The sequence below is a fragment of the Aerophototrophica crusticola genome (assembly GCF_012913305.1).
In the GTDB taxonomy this organism is placed as follows: domain Bacteria; phylum Pseudomonadota; class Alphaproteobacteria; order Azospirillales; family Azospirillaceae; genus Niveispirillum; species Niveispirillum crusticola.
The window spans coordinates 358,437-380,003 of sequence record NZ_CP051775.1 but is presented as its reverse complement, the minus strand read 5'-3'; the positions used below and the strand labels follow the sequence as shown (position 1 = coordinate 380,003).

The following is a 21,567-nucleotide window of genomic DNA, read 5'->3' as shown; positions in this document are numbered from 1 at the left end:
CTTCATGACCCGTGCCGAACGCTTGGCCAAGCTGCCGGAGATCGCGCGTGAGCGAATCCTGGTGATCGACGGCGCCATGGGCACCATGATCCAGCGCCACAAGCTGGAAGAGGCGGACTACCGCGGGGAGCGCTTCAAGGACTGGCCGCGGGACGTGAAGGGCAACAACGACCTGTTGAGCCTGACCCAGCCGCACATCATCCAGGAAATCCACACCCAGTACCTGGCCGCCGGCGCCGACATCATTGAGACCAACACCTTCAACTCCACCAGCATCTCGCTGGAGGATTACGGCATGGCCGAGCTGGCGTACGAGCTGAACAAGGCCGGCGCCGCCCTGGCCCGCGCCGCGGCGGATGAGGCGGAGGCGGCGGACCCGTCCCGCCCGCGCTATGTGGCCGGCGCGCTGGGCCCCACCAACCGCACGGCCAGCATCAGCCCCGTGGTGACCGACCCCGGCTTCCGCAACGTGGACTTCGACGAGCTGCGGGCGGCGTACGCGGAGCAGACCCGCGGCCTGATCGACGGTGGGGCGGACCTGCTGATGGTGGAGACCATCTTCGACACCCTGAACGCCAAGGCAGCATTGTTCGCCGTGGATGAGGTGCTGGAGGAGCTGGGCCTGGCCCTGCCGGTGCTCGTCTCCGGCACCATCACCGACCGGTCCGGCCGTACGCTGTCGGGCCAGACGACAGAGGCCTTCTGGAACAGCCTGCGGCACGTACGCCCCTTCAGCATCGGCCTGAACTGCGCCCTGGGCGCCGACCTGATGCGCCCGTACGTGCAGGAGCTGGCCCGGGTGGCGGACGTGTACGTGTCGGCCTACCCCAACGCCGGCCTGCCCAACGAGTTCGGCGGCTATGACGAGACGCCGGACCAGACGGCGGAGCATCTGCGCGGCTGGGCCCAGGACGGGCTGGTGAACATCGTCGGCGGCTGCTGCGGCACCACCCCGCCCCACATCAAGGCCATCGCCCAGGCCGTGAAGGGCATCAAGCCGCGCAAGCCCGCCGTGGTGGAACCGGTGATGCGCCTGTCGGGCCTGGAGCCCTTCACCATGCCGGCGTTCTGACCAACAGGCCTGCAAGGCACCAGAGGTCACCCCGGCCCTGCGCCCCCGGGAACCGCCGATGCAGGCCACCGAAAGCCCCTTTTTCCCCTTCCCCTGCCCCGCTGCCGCCCCTTGGCACCACCGCTTTCCCAAGGGCCCCGGCTCAAGGCCGGGGTGACATCAGCGCCCTGCAATCCTGGTCGAGAGCCTTGCCCCGATGACCGAGACCACCGCCCCCCGCACCGCGACCTTCGTCAATATCGGCGAGCGCACCAACGTCACCGGCTCGGCCAAGTTCAAGAAGCTGGTCTTGGAGGGCCGGTACGAGGCGGCCCTGGACGTGGCGCGCGACCAGGTGGCCAACGGCGCCCAGGTCATTGACGTCAACATGGACGAGGCGATGCTGGACAGCGAGGCGGCCATGGTCCGCTTCCTGCGCCTGATCGCCAGCGAGCCGGACATCGCCCGGGTGCCCGTGATGATCGACAGCTCCAAGTGGAGCGTGATCGAGGCAGGGCTGAAGAACGTCCAGGGCAAGGCCATCGTCAACTCCATCTCCCTGAAGGAGGGGGAGGAGCCGTTCATCGCCCAGGCCAGGAAGATCCGCCGCTATGGCGCCGCCGTGGTGGTGATGGCCTTCGACGAGCAGGGCCAGGCCGACACCTGCGCGCGGAAGGTGGAGATCTGCAAGCGGTCCTACGACATCCTGGTCAACCGGGTGGGCTTCCCGGCCGAGGACATCATCTTCGACCCCAACGTTTTCGCCGTGGCGACGGGCATTGAGGAGCACAACAACTACGCCGTGGACTTCATCGAGGCGACCCGCATCATCCGGCGGGAATGCCCGGGCGCCCATGTCAGCGGCGGCCTGTCCAACGTGTCCTTCAGCTTCCGCGGCAACAACCCCGTGCGCGCCGCGATGCACAGCGTGTTCCTGTACCACGCCATCCCGGCGGGCATGGACATGGGCATCGTGAACGCGGGCGAGCTACCCGTGTATGACGAGATCCCGGCCGAGCTGCGGGAGCGGGTGGAGGACGTGATCCTCAACCGGCGGCCCGACGCCACCGACCGGCTGCTGGAAGTGGCCGACAAGTACAAGGGCGGCGGGGCGAAGAAGGAGCTGGACCTGTCCTGGCGCCGCCAGGAGGTGAAGGCCCGGCTGACCCACGCGCTGGTCCACGGCATCGACGAGTACATCGACACCGACGTGGAGGAGGCCCGCCAGCAGGCGGAGCGGCCCCTGTCGGTGATCGAGGGGCCGCTGATGGACGGCATGAACGTGGTGGGCGACCTGTTCGGCGCCGGCAAGATGTTCCTGCCCCAGGTGGTGAAGTCCGCCCGCGTGATGAAGAAGGCCGTGGCCTACCTGCTGCCCTACATCGAGGAGGAGAAGGCCGCCAACGGCAATGGCGGGCAGAGCCAGAGCGCCGGCAAGGTGCTGATGGCCACCGTGAAGGGCGACGTGCACGACATCGGCAAGAACATCGTGGGCGTCGTGCTCCAGTGCAACAACTTCGAGGTGGTGGACCTGGGCGTCATGGTGCCCACGGCCCGCATCCTGGAAGAGGCCAAAGCGCACAAGGTGGACATCATCGGCCTGTCCGGCCTGATCACCCCGTCCCTGGACGAGATGGTGTTCGTGGCGAAGGAGATGGAGCGCACCGGGCTGGACCTGCCCCTGCTGATCGGCGGGGCCACCACGTCCAAGGTCCACACGGCCGTTAAGATCGACCCCAACTACCACGGCCCCATCGTCCACGTGATCGACGCGTCCCGCGCCGTGGGCGTGGCCCAGAACCTGATCGGCGAGAACAAGGCCGACTATGTGGCCGGCATCAAGGCCGACTATGCCCGCATGCGCGACGCCCACGCCCGCAACCAGGTGGGCCGCGCCCGCCTGCCCATCGCGGAGGCGCGCGCCAACCACGCCAAGCTGGACTGGGCTGGGTATGAGGCGCCGACGCCGCTGAAGCCCGGCGTCACCATCTTCGAGGATTACGACCTGGCCGAGCTGGCCAGCCGCATCGACTGGAAGCCCTTCTTCCAGGCCTGGGAGCTGCACGGCAACTTCCCCGCCATCCTGGAGGACGACAAGGTCGGCGCCCCCGCCCGCGCCCTGTACAACGACGCCCAGGCCATGCTGCAGCGGATCATTGGGGAGAAGTGGCTGACCGCCAAGGGCGTGGTCGGCTTCTGGCCCGCCAACAGCGTGGGCGACGACATCGAGCTGTATACCGGCGAGGACCGGGGCACCGTGCTGGAGACGCTGCACATGCTGCGCCAGCAGATGGCGCGGGAGGCCGGCCGCGACCGCGCCCACCAGTGCCTGGCGGACTTCGTGGCGCCCAAGGGCAGCGGCGTGGCCGACTGGGTCGGCGCCTTCGCCGTCACCGCGGGCCACGGGCTGGAGGAACGGGCCAAGGCCTTCGAGGCGGCCCATGACGACTACAGCGCCATCCTGCTGAAGGCCCTGGGCGACCGGTTGGCGGAGGCCTTCGCCGAGCGGCTGCATGAGCGGGTACGCAAGGAACTGTGGGGTTACGCGGCCGGGGAGGATCTCTCCAACGAGCAGCTGATCGCCGAGGAATACCGCGGCATCCGCCCCGCCCCCGGCTATCCCGCCTGCCCCGACCACACGGAGAAGGCCACCCTGTTCCGCCTGCTGGACGTGCCCGCCGCAGCCGGCATCAATTTGACCGAGAGCTTCGCCATGGTGCCGACGGCAGCCGTGTCCGGCTGGTACCTGGCCCACCCGGACGCCAAGTATTTCGGCGTGGGCAAGGTGGAACGCGACCAGGTCGCCGACTACGCCCGCCGCAAGGGCCTGGACCTCGCCACCTGCGAACGCTGGCTGGCCCCCAACCTGAACTATGATCCGGACGCCGAGGACCGGGTGGCGAAGGTGGCGGCAGAGTGAGGGCTGCCGGCTTGGTGCAAATCGCTGGAGGTCACCCCGGGCTTGACCCGGGGCCCTTGGGAAGGCGGACGTGCCAAGGGGCGGCAGCGGAGTGCAGGACAAGGAGCCGATGAGGCTTCTCGTGCGCGGCGTTGGCCGACACGGATGGTGAGAACAAAGGAAAAAGGGCTTTCGGTGCCCTGCATCGACCGGACCCGAGGGCCCCGGGTCAAGCCCGGGGTGACATCATGGGCCCTGCATGACGCGGTAAATCACGCCGCGTGGCTCTGCTCCGTGTGGGCCAGCAGGGCGTAAAGGGCGTCGGCCGACTCCGCCCCGCGCAGCTTCTCGCACAGGACCGGGTCCCGCAGCAGGCGGGAGACCCGGGCCAGGGCCTTCAGGTGGTCTGCCCCCGCCCCTTCCGGGGCGAGGAGCAGGCACATCAGGTCCACCGGCTGTTCGTCGATGGCGTCGAAGTCCACCGGCTTTTCCAACCGGGCGAAGATGGCCAGCACGCCAGGCAGGCCCGGCAGCTTGCCGTGGGGGATGGCGATGCCGCGCCCCACGCCGGTGGTGCCCAACCGCTCCCGCTCCACCAGCACGTCGAAAATGGCCCGCTCGTGCTGGCCGGTCACCTCCGCGGCCTTGCGGGCAAGTTCCTGCAACGCCTGCTTCTTGGAGCCGGCGCGCAGGTTCGGGAGGATGCCCTCCGGCGTGATCAGGTCGTTCATCGGGGCCGAAGGGGAAATGGAGGCGGGAACGGTTCGGGCGGTCAACGGCATGGGGCTGCCAAAGGGCTCACGGCCGCGCGGCAGGCACGGCGCCGGTGGGGTCTACCCAGCCCACATTACCGTCAGGGCGGCGATAGATCATGTTCAGACCACCATGGGCACGGTTGCGGAACATCAGGGCCGGCAGGTCGGCGAGGTCCATGCGCATCACGGCCTCGCTCACCGTCAGCATCTCGATGTTGGTCTGCATCTCCGCAACAACGATGGGCTGGTGCGCGTCGCCATTCAAGGCCTCCGCGGTGTCTTCGCCGGAATCGTCAAGGGTGTCTGCCTCGTCCGCGGCAGCCTCGATGATGTACTTGCGCGCCGGCGTGACCGGGAGATCGGCGACCGTGGCGCGGTTGTGGTGGTCCTTCAGGCGGCGCTTGTAGCGGCGCAGGCGCTTGGCCACGCGGTCCGCGGCCTCATCGAAGGCGGGGTAGGGTTCCGTCGCCTCGGCATTGGATTGCAGCAGGATGCCCCGGCCCACATGGACCTGGATGTCCGCCTTGTACAGGTGGGCGTCCCGGGACAGGATGACCGTGGCCTCCATCGGGTTGCCGAAATACTTCCCCACCAGGGCCGACAGCGTGTCCTTCACGTGGGTGCGGAGGGAATCGCCCACATCGAGCTGTTTGCCTTTGACGGTGACCTGCATGATGAACCTATTCTGCGAAGGCGCTGAGATCCTTGAGGTCTGATCCTCGCCCGCCGGCCTTGGGGCATGCTGCCTGGGGAGCCCGGAGGGTGGTCATCCGGCCGTGGTCAGCGCGGGTGGCTACAAACCAAGTGCCTTCTCCCGGCGGCGCTGGACTGACGAGGGGATCTTCATCCCCTCACGATACTTTGCGACCGTTCGTCGCGCAATGTCGATCCCCTCACCCCTGAGGATTTCAACCAACTTGTCGTCGGACAAGGTGTCATCCGGTTTCTCGGAATCGATCAACGCTTTGATGCGGTAACGCACCGCCTCCGCCGAGTGGGCGGCCTGCCCGTCGGCCCCGGCGATTGACGAGGTGAAGAAGTATTTCAGCTCGAAAACGCCGCGCGGCGTGGCGATGAACTTGTTGGTGGTGACGCGGCTGACCGTGCTTTCGTGCATGCCGATGGCCTCGGCGATGTCGCGCAGGATCAGCGGCTTCAGGAACTGGAGCCCGTGCAGGAAGAAGGCGTCCTGCTGGCGCACGATCTCCGTCGCCACCTTCAGGATGGTGTTCGCCCGCTGGTGCAGGCTTTTCACCAGCCAGCTCGCCGACTGGAAGCACTCGGCGATGTAGTCCTTGTCGGCCTTGCCCTTGGCCCCGGTCATGACCTTCGCGTGGTAGCGCTGGTTGACCAGCACCTTGGGCAGGGTGTCGGTGTTCAGCTCCACCACCCAGCCGCCGCCCGGGTTGGCCCGCATGGTGATGTCGGGCACCAGGGTCTGCACCGGCTCGCTGTCGAAGGCCAGCGCCGGCTTGGGGTTCAGCGCCTTGATCTCCGCCACCATGTCGGACAGGTCCTCGGCGTCCACGCCGCAGACCTTCAGCAACTGGTTCAGGTTGCGGGCGGCCAGCAGGGGCAGATTGTCCAGCAAGGCCTGCATGCAGGGGTCCAGCCGGTCTTTTTCCCGCAGTTGGAGCGCCAGGCATTCCTTCAGCGAGCGGGCAAAGATGCCCGGCGGGTCGAAGCGCTGGAGCCGGCCCAGCACCGCCTCCACCCGCTCCGGCAGGCAGCCCAGATCGTCCGCGATCTCCCCCACGTCGCCGGTGAAGTAGCCGGCGGGGTCGAGCTGGTCCACCAGCATGAAGGCCACCATCCGGTCCAGCGGGTCCAGGATGTCCATCATCACCTGTTCGGCCAGGTGGTCGCGCAGGTTCGGCTTCTCGCTCAGCGTCGCCTCGAAGCTGGACTCCCCGTCCTCGAAGCTGCCGGAATGGGCGGACCAGGTACCGAACGCCTCCCCGCCGCCATCGGCGTAGGACCCCGTCAGCTCCCCCACCTCGCTGGCGCTGGAGCTGCTGTAGACATTCTCGAAGTCGGTATCCAGCGGCGCGTCGGAGGCGGCGCCGATATGGTCGCTGGTGGCAAGGTCCACCGTGTCGCGCACCCGCGTCTCGGCGACGGGGGCCGGGTCCTCCCGGTCCACACCGTCGGGGGCGGCGTCTTTCCAGCGGTCGCCGTCATCCCGTTCCAGCAGCGGGTTCTGCTCCAGCTCCCGCTCCACGTAATCCGCCAACTCCATGTTGGAGAGCTGCAGCAGCTTGATCGCCTGCTGGAGCTGCGGCGTCATCACCAGCGCCTGGGACTGCCGGATATCGAGCCGTTGCTGGAGGGCCATGGGACTGCTGTGGTGACCGAACCGGGGAAGGCGATGCGCATCACCCTACGGGTATCCGCCCCGGCTTCGCAACAGTCCCGCGGGGCCGTCCCCCGCGCAATTCCTTTGCGCGGACATAGGATATGACTTGACAGTTGGGGAAAGACCGGTTGCGGGGCCGGAACGGCTTGGACAACCGGGGATATGGGGCGCGTCCCGGCCCGGGGCCCGGGGGAAAGCGTGACCCCCTACCCCGCCCCTCCCCGGTGGAGAGGGGGAATGTGTCGCATGGGCCGGGAGGCGTTACAGGCTGAACCGCTCGCCCAGGTACACGCGGCGCACGTCCTTGTGGGCGACGATCTCCGACGGCTCGCCCTCCATCAGCACCTTGCCGTCGTGCAGGATGTAGGCGCGGTCCACGATGTCCAGGGTCTCGCGCACATTGTGGTCGGTGATCAGCACGCCGATCCCCCGCTCCCGCAGATGGCTGACCAGCTCGCGGATATCGTTGACGGCGATGGGGTCGATGCCGGCGAAGGGCTCGTCCAGCAAGATGAAATGGGGCTGGGAGGCCAGGGCCCGGGCGATCTCCACGCGCCGCCGCTCACCGCCCGACAGGGCCAGGGCGGGGGTGCGGCGCAGGTGGGTGATGCTGAACTCCGCCAGCAGCTCGTCCAGCATCTGCTCCCGCGTGTCGCGGTTGGGCTCCACCACCTCCAGCACAGCGCGGATGTTGTTCTCCACCGACAGGCCGCGGAAGATGCTGGCCTCCTGCGGCAGGTAGCCGATGCCCAGCCGCGCCCGTCGGTACATGGGCAGTTCCGTCACCGCCAACCCGTCCAGGGTGATGGTGCCGTAGTCCGGCAGGATCAGGCCGGTGATGATGTAGAAGCAGGTGGTCTTGCCGGCGCCGTTGGGGCCCAGCAGGCCCACCGCCTCCCCCCGCTTCACGGACAGGCTGACGTCGCGCAGCACCGGCCGGCCCTTGTAGGACTTGCCCAGCTTGGAGGCGACGAGGCCGGTGTTGTTGGCCACCAGCCGCGGGCCCGGCCGCTCAGCCTCGGCCACGCCGGTGCCGGCGGGCTGCTCGTCGTTGGGGCGCTTCATGGCTGGTTGCTCCCTTGACCGCCGGCAGGCGGGGTGGTGGCGGGCTTGGACTGCCTTTCCGGGATGAACAGGCCGCGGACCCGGTCGCTGTCCGCCGGCGCGGGGGCGGCGGCACCGGCGGCGCGGGGCGGGTTGGACAGCAGGCGGCTGATCCCCGTCTCCAGGTTCACCTCCGCCGCGTTGCCGTTCAACTGGTTGCGGCCGCGGGTGATCTTCACGTTGCCGGTCAGGATGGCCACCTTCTGCCCGATGTCATAGGTGCCGCGGTCACCGCGGGCCACCTCCGACGGGGTGGTGATGACCACGTTGCCCTCCGCGTCGATGCGGGTCAGCTCCACTTGGCCTTCCGCGTTCTCCTGCATCAGGCCCACCAGCCGGTCGGCGCGAACGCGGCTGTTCTCCCGCACGGCCACCGCGTCGCCGCGGGCCACGGCCAAGTCCTGGTCGCGCCAGTATTCCAGCGTGTCCTTGGCGGTCACCACGTCCTGCTTCGTCACCAGCTTCAGGTCGCCGCCGCTGAGCACGGCCACGCCCTTGTCCAGGTCATACACGCCGCGCTCGCCATAGGCTGTCTGGTCGGGGCTGGCGATCTCCACGCCCCCCTCGGCGGCCAGTCGGTAGACCTCGTTCGCGCCGCCCGGCGCCTCCCGGAAATAGGCGGCCAGGGTGCGGGCCTTCAGGGTGACGTCGCCCTGAACGGCGGTGGCGCCGCCGCGGGCGATGGCCACCTTTTCCTTGTCATGGAACTCGAACCCGCCCTGGGCGGTGATGTCCACCGGCTGCTTGCCGCCAAGTTCCAGGCTGGCGGGCTGGGCGTCGGCGGGGCGGAGGCCCAACGGCAGCGTCGCGATCCCGCCGCCAAGCAGGGCCAGGGCCAGGGTGCGCGCCAGGATGCGGTTCATCGGGCGGGGGCTGCTCATCCGGGTCTCCGCGTGCCGTTGCCGTCCAGCCGCAGGCGGGCCTTGCCGGTGAAGACGATGGTATTGCCGTCATCGACGATGCGGAAGCCGCCCGCGTCGATGTCGCCGAAGGGGCCCTGACCGCGTACCGGCCGGTCACCCCAGGCCAAGCCCTTGGTGGTGTCCAGCTCGGCCTGGTCCGTCAGGAACTCGTAGCCGCCGTCATGGAAGAACTGCACCTTGCCTTCCAGCGACAGATGGCCGCTGGTCTGGTCATAGCGTCCCCGCTCGGCGGTGATGCTCAGCCAGTCGCCGCCCTGGAGGGTGATCTCCGCCTGCGGCTCCACCAGCTCCACCAGCTTGCCGCCCTGGCCGGTCTGCACCACGCGGTTGGCGCGCACCTCGAACGGCCGGGCGGTCTGGTCGGTACCCACATAGCGGGCGTCCACCATCTCCAGCTCCCCGGATTCGGGGCCGGCCTTGCGGGTCTCATGGTCGCCGGTGACCAGGGGCCAGGCGCCCACCAGCAGCAGCACCAGGGCCGCCAGGGCCGGCAGGGCCACCTTGGCCGTGTTCACGGCGCGGGTATGGGCGTGGGGGTCCCGCGGGCCGCCCCGCCGGCGCGGCGCCATGGCCGCCGCGGCCGCGGCATGCCGCTCGGCCCGGGCGGTCGGGTCGTCGGGCCGGGCGCCGTCGCTGGGTGTGGGGGCGGTCATGCCTGAGGCGTCAAGCTCACTGTTCCGGGCACCATGCCCGCCGGGACTTTACCCGACGGGCGATTCCGCGGTCAAACTGGGGGCTCTTCCCCTTTGGACCAAGGGCGCCCCCCGTCTGTGACGGCGCGCACGCCCTTGGGACCTAACCGATGGGCCGGGGACCCGTCCCGGCCAGTCGGGATGTCAGTGCGCGAAGATGTCCGGGTCTTCCCAGCCGCCCAGGTCCAGCAGGGCGCGGGTGGGCAGGAAGTCGAAGCAGGCCCGCGCCAGCTCCGTCCGCCCTTCGCGGGCCAGCATGACGTCCAGCCTGGCCTTCAGCTCATGCAGGTGCAGCACGTCGGCGGCGGCGTACTTCAGCTGCTCCGCCGTCAGCTCCGGGGCGCCCCAGTCGCTGGACTGCTGCTGCTTGGAGATCTCGACCCCCAGCAGGTCCTTCGTCAGGTCCTTCAACCCGTGCCGGTCGGTGAAGGTGCGCACCAGCTTGGAGGCGATCTTGGTGCAGTACACCGGCGCGCAGACGACGCCGAGGTAGGCCTTCATCACGGCGATGTCGAATCGGGCGAAGTGGAACAGCTTCAGGGTGGCCGGGTCGGTCAGCAGGCGCTTCAGGTTCGGCGCGTCATACTGACCCTGGCGGAGCTGCACCAGGTGGGAGCGGCCGTCGCCAGAGGAAAGCTGCACGAGGCAGAGCCGGTCGCGGGCCGGGTTCAGGCCCATGGTCTCGGTATCGATGGCGACGACGGGGCCAAGGTCCAGCCCGTCCGGAAGGTCACCGTCGTAAAGGTCGATGGGCATGGCATGCTCCCCCGTCTGGTCAGCCCTCGGGTCCCAAATCCCATGCCAGGGAAAGCAGGGCCCGGAAACATTTCAGGCCGCCGGGGGACCGGCGGCCTTGCCTGAAACGCGATGACTTGACGACGTTGGTGCCCAGGAGAAGACTCGAACTTCCACGCCTTGCGGCACAGGTACCTGAAACCTGCGCGTCTACCAATTCCGCCACCTGGGCGTCGCCAAGCGGGCCCGGGGGCCCTTAACCCATACGCTTGCTCTCTACTCTATAAACGCATCGGGCCGCGCGATGACCGGCGGCCCGACTTGCGTTACCTGACGACGGAGTGGTGCCCAGGAGAAGACTCGAACTTCCACGCCTTGCGGCACAGGTACCTGAAACCTGCGCGTCTACCAATTCCGCCACCTGGGCGTCGTCCGGTGAGCGGGGTGTTTATAGAGGCGCCCCAGGCGAGTCAACACCGATTTTGCATTTTTCGGGCGGCCTGTCCCCGCCGCTTCCCTGCCCCTTGGTCCTGCGTCAGTCCCGACGCTGGAAAGGCCTTAATCCCTTGTATATAACCACAGCCCGCCGCCGCCGCCCATGGGCCGGTGCGGCCTGCCGGCTGTTGTGCCGGCGTATCTGGGGTTTGCCGGCCGTAGGGGCGGCGTCGGGGTGGCGAAGGGGGCAAGGAAGACGATGGTCTACCGGTATCGGGGCGCGGTGGTTTTCGGCGGGTCGGGGTTCCTGGGGCGGCACATCATCCAGCGCCTGGCCAAGACCGGCTGCGTCATCCGCGTGCCCTCCCGCCACCCGGCCGACGGCTTCCACCTGCGCACCCTGGGCGTGCCCGGCCAGATCGTGCCGCTGGCCACCAACATCCATGACGACCAGGTCGTGGCCGCCGCGGTGGAGGGGGCCGATTTGGTCATCAACCTGATCGGCATCCTGGCCCCGTCCGGCAAGAAGAACACCTTTGACGCCGTGCAGGCGGAGGCCGCCGCCCGCATCGCCCGCGCCGCCAAGGCCGCGGGCGTGGAGCGCTATGTGCACATGTCCGCCCTGGGGGCCGACGCCAATTCCGCCAGCGCCTATGCCCGGAGCAAGGCGGCGGGGGAGCAAGCCGTGCTGGCCGCCTTCCCGGAGGCGACGATCTTCCGCCCCTCCATCGTGTTCGGGCCGTCGGACAACTTCTTCAACCGTTTCGCCCACATGGCACGGGTCCTGCCCTTCCTGCCCCTGATCGGCGGCGGGCATACCCGGTTCCAGCCGGTCTATGTGGGTGACGTGGCCGACGCGGTGATGGCCGCCCTGTCCACGACGGAGAGCAAGGGAAAGACCTATGAGCTGGGCGGTCCCTTCACCTACAGCTTCAAGGAGCTGTTGCAGCTGACGGTGCGGGAGATCGGCAAGCCCAAGAAGTGGATGCTGAACATCCCCTTCGGCCTGGCCAAGCTCCAGGGCGCCATCCTGCAATACCTGCCGGGCAAGCTGCTGACCCCCGACCAGGTGGAGCTGCTGAAGACGGACAACGTCGTGTCCGGCCGCTATCCCGGCCTGCCGGACCTTGGAATCGACCCCACGGCGGCGGAGGTGATCCTGCCCACCTACCTGGACAAGTTCCGCATCGGCGGCCGCTATGCCCAGTCCAGCCCGCAGGTCGCCCGCCCCAGCGCGCCCTTCGCCACCAAGCCGGACGCGACCGGCCGTGGCGGGGCGGTGTGAGGTTGCAAGCGATCCAGTGAATGCAGAAGGGCCGGTCGGTTGACCGGCCCTTTTTGTTTCGGCGGCTGGGGGTTGGGCCTACCCCCACAAATACAGCCCCGCCAGGAACAGGCTGCCCGCGGCGATGCGGTACCAGGCGAAGGGGGCGAAGCCGTAGCGGCTGACGATGCCAAGCAGCAGCCGGACCGAGGCCAGGGCGGCGATGAAGGCCACCACGAAGCCCACGGCGATCAGGCCGGTGCTGTCCACGGTCAGCACGTCGCGGTTCTTGTAGATGTCGTAGGTGGCGGCCCCCAGCATGGTGGGGATGGCCAGGAAGAAGCTGAACTCCGCCGCCGTCTTGCGCTCCACCCCCATCAGCAGGGAGCCGATGATGGTGGCGCCGGAGCGGGAAACGCCCGGGATCATGGCCAAGCACTGGAAGAAGCCGATCTTCAGGGCCAGGGGGAAGCTGAACTGCTCCACCGCGCAGACCTTGGTGGGCGGCAGGCGCTTCTCCACCAGCAGGATGACGATGCCGCCCACGATCAGGGCGACGCACACCACCACCGGGTCGAACAGCACCCCCTTGATGAAGCCGTGCAGCTTGGCCCCGATCAGGGCCGACGGGAGGAAGGCCAGCAGGATGACGCCGGCGAATCGGCGGGCATAGGGATCCGTCGGCAGCCCGACCAGCACCTTCCAGAGTCGGCCGAAATAGGTGACCAGCACCGCCAGGATGGCACCGAGCTGGATCACCACCTCGAACACCATGCCCGGCGGCCCCTCGAACCCGATCAGCTTGCCCGCCAGCAGCAGGTGCCCGGTGGAGGAGACGGGCAGGAATTCCAGCAGGCCCTCGACGATGCCGAGGATGACGGCGTCGAGGTAGGTGGCGAGGTCGGTCAAGGTCCGCAGTCCCTGGCAGTGGTATCGGGCGCGCCGCTTATAGCAGCAAGCCCCGTCGGGCGACAGGCGGCCGGTGGGGGTGCGACGGCGGTCACAGCCTTACCCGCGGCACGCGTGCATGAGTGGGGGCCTTCGACAACCAGGCCGGCCGCCCCCGGCCCCCATTATGGATGCGCCATGACAGCACGCGCCTTGCTTCCCCTGCCCTTCCTGGCCCTGCTCATGGCCGGGCCCGCCGGGGCCGGCAGCTTCGATCCGGGGGAGATGGAGATCGCCCGAAGCATCGTGGCCGAGGGCGGCACCACCCGCTTCGACCGGGAGGTGGAGGCCCAGCGCAAAGCCTTCGTCAAGGCCTGGGAGAAGCAGAACAAGGGCCGCCGGGCGGAGGTGGAGGCCCTGTTCGACACGGTGGCCCTGCCCGCCCTGAAGGAACGGCAGGCAGCCTTGCTGGAACGCCAGGCCACCTTCCTGGCCGAGTCCCTGTCGGCGGAGGAGCTGCGGCAGTTGCTGGACTTCCGGCGGAGCGAGGCCGGCAAGGCGCTGACCACCAACACCGACACGCCCAAGTTCGGGAAGGACTTCAATGAGGCCCTGCGGGACCGGCTGGGCCTGGGCGACATGTTTTCCCTCGCCAGTCGCGGGCGGGAGCTGGGCAAGCTGCTGCGCGAGGCCAAGATCGTCGAGGAGGAGGAGTGAGATGCGTTCCCTGATCCCCGGCCTGCTGGCCCTCAGCTTCCTCGCCACCCCCGCCCTGGCGGAAACCAAGCCCTCGCCGGAAGCCATGGCCGTGGCGGCGCGCTATCTGGCGGCCAACAATCTGCTGAACCTGGACCTGCAATTCACGGCGGAGGGCATCGCCGCGGCCCAGGGCAAGCGCATCCCCGCCGACCTGGACCCGGCCGTGAAGGCCAAGCTGGACGCCGCCTCCGCCAGCCTGCAGGACATCGCCCGCCCCGCGGTGCGGGAGGCCCTGGCCGAGACCCTGGCCAGGTACGTCCCCACCCCCGCCCTGGCGGAGGCCGCGGCCTTTTCCGAGACCCCGGCGGGCAAGGCCGCCGCCGCGGTGCGGCGGGCCATGGTGCTGGAACCGGAGCTGCGGGAAAGCGCCCTGTTCCGGCCCGACCCGGAACTGACGGCGAGGCTGCTCGAGGAGGCGGCTGCCAAAGGCTTGAAAACACCGAAGGAATTCCGCTTCCCGATCCGAGACACGGATGATTAGTCCCATTTCGGACCTAATGGATCTTTGTTGCCCGGAAATGCGGCGGGCTTGAGCGAGCGCAAATCGACCCGCGCCCATGACATAGGTCAGTTGTGCTGACCTAAAGTGAAAAATGTGCTGACAGGCCCTGGTTTTTTGCCCAGGATGACCACCGAAGAGCCCGCCGGGATAAGGGAATTTCCCTACTCGCGGCGGGCTTTTCAGCGGCCGGCCCATGCTGCGCCGCGGGATCGGTGGGACCAGAGGGACGCGGACCATGGCGCAGGGAAAGATGCTCGGCTTCGTGCACACGGGGCAGAAGATGCCGGACAAGCGGCCGGCCGCCCTGCGCAAACAGGACTTCGATGAGATCTATGCCCGCTTCAGCGATGCCAGCGCCGCGGAGCAGGCGGGCCGCTGTTCCCAATGCGGCGTGCCCTTCTGCCAGGTGCACTGCCCCGTCTCCAACAACATCCCGGACTGGCTGAAGCTGACGGCGGAGGGGCGGCTGGAGGAGGCCTATGAGATCTCCCAGGCCACCAACAACTTCCCGGAGATCTGCGGCCGCATCTGCCCGCAGGACCGGCTGTGCGAGGGCAACTGCACCATCGAGCAGTCCACCCACGGCACGGTGACCATCGGCGCGGTGGAGAAGTACATCACCGACACGGCGTGGGAGCGGGGCTGGGTCAAGCCGGTGACGCCGCTGCATGAGCGCCCCCAGAGCGTGGCCATCATCGGCGCCGGCCCGGCCGGCCTGGCCGCGGCGGACCAGCTGCGCAAGAAGGGCTACCAGGTGCATGTCTATGACCGGTACGACCGCGTCGGCGGCCTGATGGTCTATGGCATCCCCGGCTTCAAGCTGGAGAAGGAGGTGGTGCTCCGCCGCTGGAAGCTGCTGGAGGAGGCGGGGGTCAAGTTCCATTTGGGCGTGGAGCTGGGCCGGAACACCGACATGCGGGTGCTGCGGGCCCAGCACGACGCGGTGCTGATCGCCTGCGGCGTCTACAAGGCGCGCGACCTGGGCGGCCCCGGCTCGGGCCTGGAGGGCATCGTGCCGGCGCTGGACTATTTGACCGCCAGCAACCGCCACGGGCTGGGCGACACGGTGCTGGACTATGAGACCGGCAAGCTGAACGCCAAGGGCAAGAGCGTCGTCGTCATCGGCGGCGGCGACACGGCCATGGACTGCGTCCGCACCGCCATCCGCCAGGGCGCCAAGTCGGTCAAGTGCCTGTACCGCCGCGACCGCAAGAACATGCCCGGCAGCCAGCGCGAGGTGGCCCATGCCGAGGAGGAGGGCGTGGAGTTCGTCTGGCAGGCCGCTCCGGAGGCCTTCCTGGGCGATGCCCGCGTCACCCACGTGCGGGCGGTGAAGATGCACATGGGCGTGGCCGACGCCACCGGCCGCCAGACCCCCAGCCCCATCGAGGGCAGCGAGTTCATGCTGGAGGCGGACCTGGTGGTGAAGGCCCTGGGCTTCGACCCGGACCCCGTCCCCACCCTGTTCGGCGTGCCGGACCTGAAGGTCAGCCGCTGGGGCACCGTGCAGGTGAAGTACGGGACCATGATGACCAACCTGGACGGCGTCTTCGCCGCCGGCGACATCGTGCGGGGCGCCTCGCTGGTGGTCTGGGCCATCAAGGACGGCCGCGACGCCGCCGAGGGCATCCACCGCTACATCCAGGCCCAGGTCACCGCCCCGGTGGCCGTGGCGGCGGAGTAGGCCACCCCTCCCCCTCTCCCCTGGGGAGAGGGTGGACCGGCCGCGAGGCCGGGACGGGTGAGGGAGACGGGTTCCGCGAAACGCCCGGGTTCCCGTTGGTCCTTACGCCCACCTCCCTCACTCGGCGCTGACGCGCCACCCTCTCCCCAGGGAGAGGGAACAGGATTAGCCACGGACGACCCATGCTCCGCCTCTACGACAACATCACCTCCGGCAACGGGTACAAGTGCCGCTGGCTGCTGACCCAGCTCGACATGCCGTTCGAGCGGGTGGAGGTGGACATCGACAAGGCGGAGAGCCGGACGCCGGCCTTCCTGGCCATCAATCCCAACGGCCGCATCCCCCTGCTGCGCTTATGTCCAGGCGATTACCTGGCGGAGAGCAACGCCATCCTGCGCTGGATCGCGGAGGGCACGAGCTTCTGGCCGGACAACCGGCGGGACAAGGCGGCGGTGCTGCAATGGCTGTTCTGGGAGCAGTACAACCACGAGCCCAACATCGCCACCGCCCGGTTCTGGATCACCCACAAGGTGCCCATGACGCCGGAGCGGGTGCACGCCCTGGTGCTGAAGCGGGAGGCGGGCCACGCCGCGCTGAAGCTGATGGACGACCATCTGCGCCACCGTGACTGGCTGGTTGGGCAGCACTGCACCATCGCCGACATCGCCCTGTACGCCTACACCCATGTGGCGGACGAGGGCGGGTTCGACCTGGGCGGTTACCCCGCCGTCTGCCGCTGGATCGACCGCTTCGCCCAGCAGCCCAACCACATCCTGATCACCGACCGGGTCGGCACGGACGTGCCGTACGACCCCGCCACGCTCGCTTGAAAGGGCCTTGCCATGACCGACGCCATCCTGAACGCCGGTGAGTTGTTCGCGCGCGACTATGCCGCCAACAAGGCCCTGCTGGACACCACCGCCCATGTGGACACCATGGAGCATGACGCCTGCGGCGTGGGCTTCATCGCCAGCCTGGACGGCAAGCCCCGCCGGTCGGTGGTGACCAAGGCGGTGGAGGCCCTGTCCGCCCTGTGGCACCGCGGCGCCGTGGACGCGGACGGCAAGACCGGCGACGGCGCCGGCATCCATGTCCAGGTGCCCCAGGACTTCTTCAAGGAATACGTGGCCCGCACCGGCCATCCGGAGCCCAAGGGCCTGATCGCCGTGGGCCAGGTCTTCCTGCCGCGCACCGACCTTGGCGCGCAGGAGCGCTGCCGCGCCATTGTGGAGACGGAGATCCTGAACTGGGGCTACAGCATCTATGGCTGGCGCCAGGTACCCGTCGACATCTCCATCATCGGGGAGAAGGCCAACGCCACCCGGCCGGAGATCGAGCAGGTGCTGGTCGGCCACGGCAAGGACGTGGCCGAGGACCAGTTCGAGCGCGACCTGTACATCATCCGCCGCCGCATCGAGAAGGCCGTGGCGGCGGAGCAGATCGGCGCGTTCTACATCTGCACCCTGTCCGCCCGCTCCATCATCTACAAGGGCATGTTCCTGGCGGAGCAGCTGACCAGCTTCTACCCGGATTTGCTGGATGAGCGGTTCGTCAGCAACTTCGCCATCTACCACCAGCGCTACAGCACCAACACCTTCCCCACCTGGCACCTGGCCCAGCCCTTCCGCTGCCTGGCCCACAACGGGGAAATCAACACGCTGCGCGGCAACCTGAACTGGATGAAGGCGCACGAGACCCGGATGGACCATGAGGCCTTCGGGTCCTGGGTGGAGGATCTGAAGCCGGTCATCCCCGTGGGCGGATCCGACAGCGCCGCCCTGGACGCCGTGTTCGAGCTGCTGGTGAAGGCCGGCCGCAGCGCCCCCATGGCCAAGACCATGCTGGTGCCGGAGGCCTATTCCAACAAGGAGCTGATGCCCCAGTCCCACCGGGACCTGTACGCCTATGCCAACGCGGTGATGGAGCCGTGGGACGGGCCGGCGGCCCTGGCCCTGTATGACGGCCGTTGGGTCATGGGCGGCATGGACCGCAACGGCCTGCGCCCCATGCGCTATGTGGTCACCGGCGACGGGCTGCTGATCGCGGGCTCCGAGACCGGCATGGTCAAGGTGGACGAATCCTCCGTCATCGAGAAGGGCCGCCTGGGCCCGGGGGAGATGATCGCCGTCGACCTGACCACCGGCAAGCTGTACCACGACCGGGAGGTGAAGGATTTGCTGGCCGCCCAGCGGCCCTATGGGTCCTGGGTGCGCAACATCACCGTGCTGGACGATCTGGTGAAGCAGGCCCCGGTGGAGCCGGCGGAGCTGGGCAAGGACGAGCTGCGTCGCCGCCAGACCACCTATGGCATCACCATGGAGGACCTGGAGCTGATCCTCCAGCCCATGGTGGAGGACGCCAAGGAGGCCGTGGGCAGCATGGGCGACGACAGCCCCATCGCGGTGCTGTCGGACAAGTACCGCGGCCTGCACCACTATTTCCGCCAGAACTTCGCCCAGGTCACCAACCCGCCCATCGACTCGCTTCGTGAGACGCGGGTGATGAGCCTGAAGACGCGCCTCGGCAACCTCGGCAACATCCTGGACGAGGATTCCAGCCAGACCCGGCTGCTGCAACTGGACAGCCCCGTGCTGACCACGGCCGAGTTCCGGGCCATGCGCGGCTACATGGGGGAGACGGCGGCGGAGATCGACTGCACCTTCCCGGCCGACGGCGGAGAGAACAGCCTGCGCGACGCCCTGCGCCGCATCCGGCAGGAGGCGGAGGACGCCGTCCGCGGCGGCGCCACCCACGTGATCCTGACGGACGAGAAGGTGGGCCCGGGCCGCGCGCCCATGCCCATGATCCTGGCCACCGGGGCCGTGCACACCCACCTGATCCGCCAGCAGCTCCGCACTTTCACTTCCCTGAACGTGCGGTCGGGAGAATGCCTGGACGTGCATTACTTCACGGTGCTGATCGGCGTGGGCGCCACCACGGTCAACGCCTATATCGCCCAGGAAGCCATCGCCGACCGCCACCGCCGCGGCCTGTTCGGGCAGATGAGCCTTGAGGATTGCCTGAAGCGCTACAAGAAGGCGGTCAATGACGGCCTGCTGAAGGTCATGTCCAAGATGGGCATCAGCATCATCAGCAGCTACCGCGGCGGCCTGAACTTCGAGTCCATCGGCCTGTCCCGGTCCCTGGTGGCGGAGTTCTTCCCCGGCATGCCGTCCCGCATCTCCGGCTTAGGGTTGAACGGCATCCAGGAGGAGGTGGTGGAGCAGCACCGGCTGGCCTTCGACGAGGAGCTGGTGGCCCTGCCGGTGGGTGGCTTCTACCGCTTCCGCAAGGGCGGCGACCGCCACGCCTGGGAGGGCGGGCTGATCCACATGCTGCAGTCGGCGGTGGGGAGCGACAGCTACTCCGGCTACAAGAAGTACTCCGAAGCGCTGCACAAGCGCCCGCCCATGGCCCTGCGCGACCTGCTGGACTTCCGCCCGGCGAAGAAGGGCAGCGTGGCCCTGGATGAGGTGGAGAGCATCACCAGCATCCGCAAGCGCTTCGTCACCCCCGGCATGTCCCTGGGCGCCCTGTCGCCGGAGGCGCACGGCACCCTGAACGTCGCCATGAACCGCATCGGCGCCAAGTCCGACAGCGGCGAGGGCGGCGAGGTGCCCGAGCGCTTCAAGCCGGACCGCAACGGCGACAACTGGAACAGCGCCATCAAGCAGGTGGCCTCCGGCCGCTTCGGCGTGACGGCGGAGTATCTGAACCAGTGCCGCGAGATCGAGATCAAGGTGGCCCAGGGCGCCAAGCCCGGCGAGGGCGGGCAGTTGCCCGGCTTCAAGGTGACCGAGCTGATCGCCAAGCTGCGCCACGCCACCCCGGGCGTGATGCTGATCAGCCCGCCGCCGCACCATGACATCTATTCCATCGAGGACCTGGCCCAGCTCATCTACGACCTGAAGCAGATCAACCCCGAGGCAAAGGTCTGCGTGAAGCTGGTGGCCCGCAGCGGCATCGGCACCATCGCGGCCGGCGTGGCCAAGGCGGGCGCGGACGTGATCCTGGTGTCCGGCCACAATGGCGGCACCGGCGCCAGCCCCCAGACCAGCATCAAGTATGCCGGCATTCCGTGGGAGATGGGCCTGTCGGAGGTGCAGCAGGTGCTGACCCTGAACCGGCTGCGCCACCGGGTGGTGCTGCGCACCGACGGCGGGCTGAAGACCGGCCGGGACATCGTGATGGCCGCCATGCTGGGGGCGGAGGAGTTCGGCATCGGCACGGCCGCCCTGGTGGCCATGGGCTGCATCATGGTCCGCCAGTGCCACAGCAACACCTGCCCCGTGGGCGTGTGCGTGCAGGATGAGGCGCTGCGCAAGAAGTTCACCGGCACGCCGGAGAAGGTCGTCAACCTGTTCAGCTTCATCGCGGAGGAGGTGCGCGAGATCCTGGCGTCCCTCGGCTTCCGCAACCTGACGGAGGTGATCGGCCGCAGCGACCTGCTGCACCAGGTCAGCCGCGGGGCGGCGCACCTGGACGACCTCGACCTCAACCCCCTGCTGGCCCAGGCCGACCCGGGCGAGTATGCCCGCTTCTGCACCCAGGTCGGCCGGAACGAGGTGCCGGACACGCTGGACGCCCAGATGATCCGGGACGCCAAGTCCCTGTTCGAGGAGGGCGAGAAGATGCAGCTCGCCTACAACATCCAGAACACCTACCGCGCCATCGGCACCCGCATGTCGGCGATGATCACGCGGAAGTTCGGGATGACCGGCCTGCAGCCGGGCCACGTGACCGTGCGGCTGCGCGGCTCCGCCGGCCAGTCGCTGGGCGCCTTCGCGGTGCAGGGGCTGAAGCTGGAGGTGTTCGGCGACGCCAACGACTATGTGGGCAAGGGCCTGTCCGGCGGCACCATCGTCGTCCGCCCCATGACCGCCAGTCCGCTGAAGACCAACGAGAACACCATCATCGGCAACACCGTCCTGTACGGCGCCACGGCGGGCAAGCTGTTCGCCGCCGGACAGGCGGGGGAGCGGTTCGCGGTGCGCAACAGCGGCGCCACCGTGGTGGTGGAGGGCTGCGGCTCCAACGGGTGCGAGTACATGACCGGCGGCACCGCCGTGATCCTGGGCAAGGTGGGCGACAATTTCGGTGCCGGCATGACCGGGGGCATGGCCTTCGTCTATGACGCGGACGGGACCTTCCCGCTCTACGTCAACCCGGAAAGCGTCATCTGGCAGCGCATCGAGGTGCCCTTCTACGAGGAGCAGCTGCTGGGCCTGATCCAGCAGCATGTGGTGGAGACCCAGAGCCGCTGGGCCGCCCAGCTGTTGAACGACTGGGACCTGGTCCGCGGCCGCTTCTGGCAGGTGGTGCCGAAGGAGATGCTATCCCGCCTGAAGGTGCCGGTCACCGTCGCCGTGGCGGCGGAGTGACGTGGTTCCCTCTCCCTGGGGAGAGGGTGCCGAGCGGAGCGAGGCGGGTGAGGGAGGTGGGCGTAGGGACCAATCGTCTTTCTGCGACTTCCCCCTCACCCCGACCCTCTCCCCGGTGGGGAGAGGGGGCACGTTTCGC

Annotated in this window: 16 protein-coding genes and 2 tRNA genes; 8 read left to right on the top strand and 10 right to left on the bottom strand. The window is 68.5% G+C overall.

Annotated elements, in window-relative coordinates; translation table 11 throughout:
- Positions 1 to 4 precede the first annotated feature (4 nt).
- Together HHL28_RS01800 and metH are read left to right on the top strand one after the other, a co-directional pair.
- The gene (locus HHL28_RS01800; RefSeq protein WP_075771223.1) at positions 5 to 1,072 is read left to right on the top strand and encodes a homocysteine S-methyltransferase family protein; all 1,068 of its coding nucleotides are present in this window, start codon (positions 5 to 7) and stop codon (positions 1,070 to 1,072) included.
- A 196-nt stretch (positions 1,073 to 1,268) separates the two neighbouring features.
- Positions 1,269 to 3,971: a methionine synthase gene (metH, locus tag HHL28_RS01795; protein ID WP_169654577.1), complete on the top strand. Its 2,703-nt coding sequence runs from the start codon at positions 1,269 to 1,271 to the stop codon at positions 3,969 to 3,971.
- Between the two features lie 251 nt (positions 3,972 to 4,222).
- Here the strand turns inward: metH and ptsN are convergent, their stop codons facing one another.
- From ptsN to HHL28_RS01750, 9 genes are all read right to left on the bottom strand, one after another.
- On the bottom strand, positions 4,223 to 4,681 hold the full coding sequence (gene ptsN / locus HHL28_RS01790; protein WP_075771221.1) for a PTS IIA-like nitrogen regulatory protein PtsN: 459 nt from the start codon (positions 4,679 to 4,681) through the stop codon (positions 4,223 to 4,225).
- A 67-nt stretch (positions 4,682 to 4,748) separates the two neighbouring features.
- A complete protein-coding gene (gene hpf, locus HHL28_RS01785; protein WP_075771220.1) occupies positions 4,749 to 5,378 on the bottom strand; it encodes a ribosome hibernation-promoting factor, HPF/YfiA family in 630 nt (209 codons plus the stop codon).
- A gap of 120 nt (positions 5,379 to 5,498) precedes the next feature.
- Entirely contained in the window at positions 5,499 to 7,040 is a 1,542-nt protein-coding gene (gene rpoN, locus HHL28_RS01780) for an RNA polymerase factor sigma-54 (RefSeq protein WP_075771219.1), read from the bottom strand.
- A gap of 282 nt (positions 7,041 to 7,322) precedes the next feature.
- Positions 7,323 to 8,126, bottom strand: coding sequence for an LPS export ABC transporter ATP-binding protein (lptB, locus tag HHL28_RS01775; RefSeq protein ID WP_075771218.1), 804 nt, complete (start codon positions 8,124 to 8,126; stop codon positions 7,323 to 7,325).
- A complete protein-coding gene (locus tag HHL28_RS01770) occupies positions 8,123 to 9,046 on the bottom strand; it encodes an LptA/OstA family protein (RefSeq protein WP_404326262.1) in 924 nt (307 codons plus the stop codon). Before HHL28_RS01770 ends, lptB begins: the two co-directional genes overlap by 4 nt.
- Positions 9,043 to 9,741 (bottom strand): LPS export ABC transporter periplasmic protein LptC, encoded by a 699-nt coding sequence (gene lptC / locus HHL28_RS01765; RefSeq protein ID WP_075771216.1) that lies wholly within the window; start codon positions 9,739 to 9,741, stop codon positions 9,043 to 9,045. The genes HHL28_RS01770 and lptC overlap by 4 nt, the downstream gene beginning before the upstream one ends.
- A 183-nt stretch (positions 9,742 to 9,924) precedes the next feature.
- Complete coding sequence (locus tag HHL28_RS01760; RefSeq protein WP_075771215.1) at positions 9,925 to 10,536, bottom strand: ribonuclease D; 612 nt, start codon at positions 10,534 to 10,536, stop codon at positions 9,925 to 9,927.
- 126 nt (positions 10,537 to 10,662) lie between these two features.
- Positions 10,663 to 10,747 (bottom strand) — tRNA-Leu (locus HHL28_RS01755).
- A gap of 110 nt (positions 10,748 to 10,857) precedes the next feature.
- Positions 10,858 to 10,942: transfer RNA gene (locus tag HHL28_RS01750), tRNA-Leu, on the bottom strand.
- 267 nt (positions 10,943 to 11,209) lie between these two features.
- Here HHL28_RS01750 and HHL28_RS01745 point away from each other — a divergent pair.
- Positions 11,210 to 12,235 (top strand): complex I NDUFA9 subunit family protein, encoded by a 1,026-nt coding sequence (locus HHL28_RS01745; protein WP_075771214.1) that lies wholly within the window; start codon positions 11,210 to 11,212, stop codon positions 12,233 to 12,235.
- A gap of 78 nt (positions 12,236 to 12,313) precedes the next feature.
- Here the strand turns inward: HHL28_RS01745 and HHL28_RS01740 are convergent, their stop codons facing one another.
- The gene (locus HHL28_RS01740) at positions 12,314 to 13,123 is read right to left on the bottom strand and encodes an undecaprenyl-diphosphate phosphatase (RefSeq protein WP_075771213.1); all 810 of its coding nucleotides are present in this window, start codon (positions 13,121 to 13,123) and stop codon (positions 12,314 to 12,316) included.
- Between the two features lie 177 nt (positions 13,124 to 13,300).
- Here HHL28_RS01740 and HHL28_RS01735 point away from each other — a divergent pair, with 177 nt between their 5' ends.
- The 5 genes from HHL28_RS01735 to gltB all read left to right on the top strand — a co-directional run bounded on the left by HHL28_RS01735 (position 13,301) and on the right by gltB (position 21,428).
- Positions 13,301 to 13,819 (top strand): DUF2059 domain-containing protein, encoded by a 519-nt coding sequence (locus tag HHL28_RS01735; RefSeq protein WP_075771212.1) that lies wholly within the window; start codon positions 13,301 to 13,303, stop codon positions 13,817 to 13,819.
- Between the two features lies 1 nt (position 13,820).
- Positions 13,821 to 14,342, top strand: coding sequence for a hypothetical protein (locus tag HHL28_RS01730; protein ID WP_075771211.1), 522 nt, complete (start codon positions 13,821 to 13,823; stop codon positions 14,340 to 14,342).
- A 256-nt stretch (positions 14,343 to 14,598) separates the two neighbouring features.
- Positions 14,599 to 16,047, top strand: a complete 1,449-nt coding sequence (locus HHL28_RS01725; RefSeq protein WP_075771210.1) for an NAD(P)-dependent oxidoreductase — start codon at positions 14,599 to 14,601, stop codon at positions 16,045 to 16,047.
- 182 nt (positions 16,048 to 16,229) lie between these two features.
- Entirely contained in the window at positions 16,230 to 16,877 is a 648-nt protein-coding gene (locus HHL28_RS01720; protein WP_075771209.1) for a glutathione S-transferase family protein, read from the top strand.
- Between the two features lie 12 nt (positions 16,878 to 16,889).
- Positions 16,890 to 21,428 (top strand): glutamate synthase large subunit, encoded by a 4,539-nt coding sequence (gene gltB, locus HHL28_RS01715; protein ID WP_075771208.1) that lies wholly within the window; start codon positions 16,890 to 16,892, stop codon positions 21,426 to 21,428.
- Positions 21,429 to 21,567 lie beyond the last annotated feature (139 nt).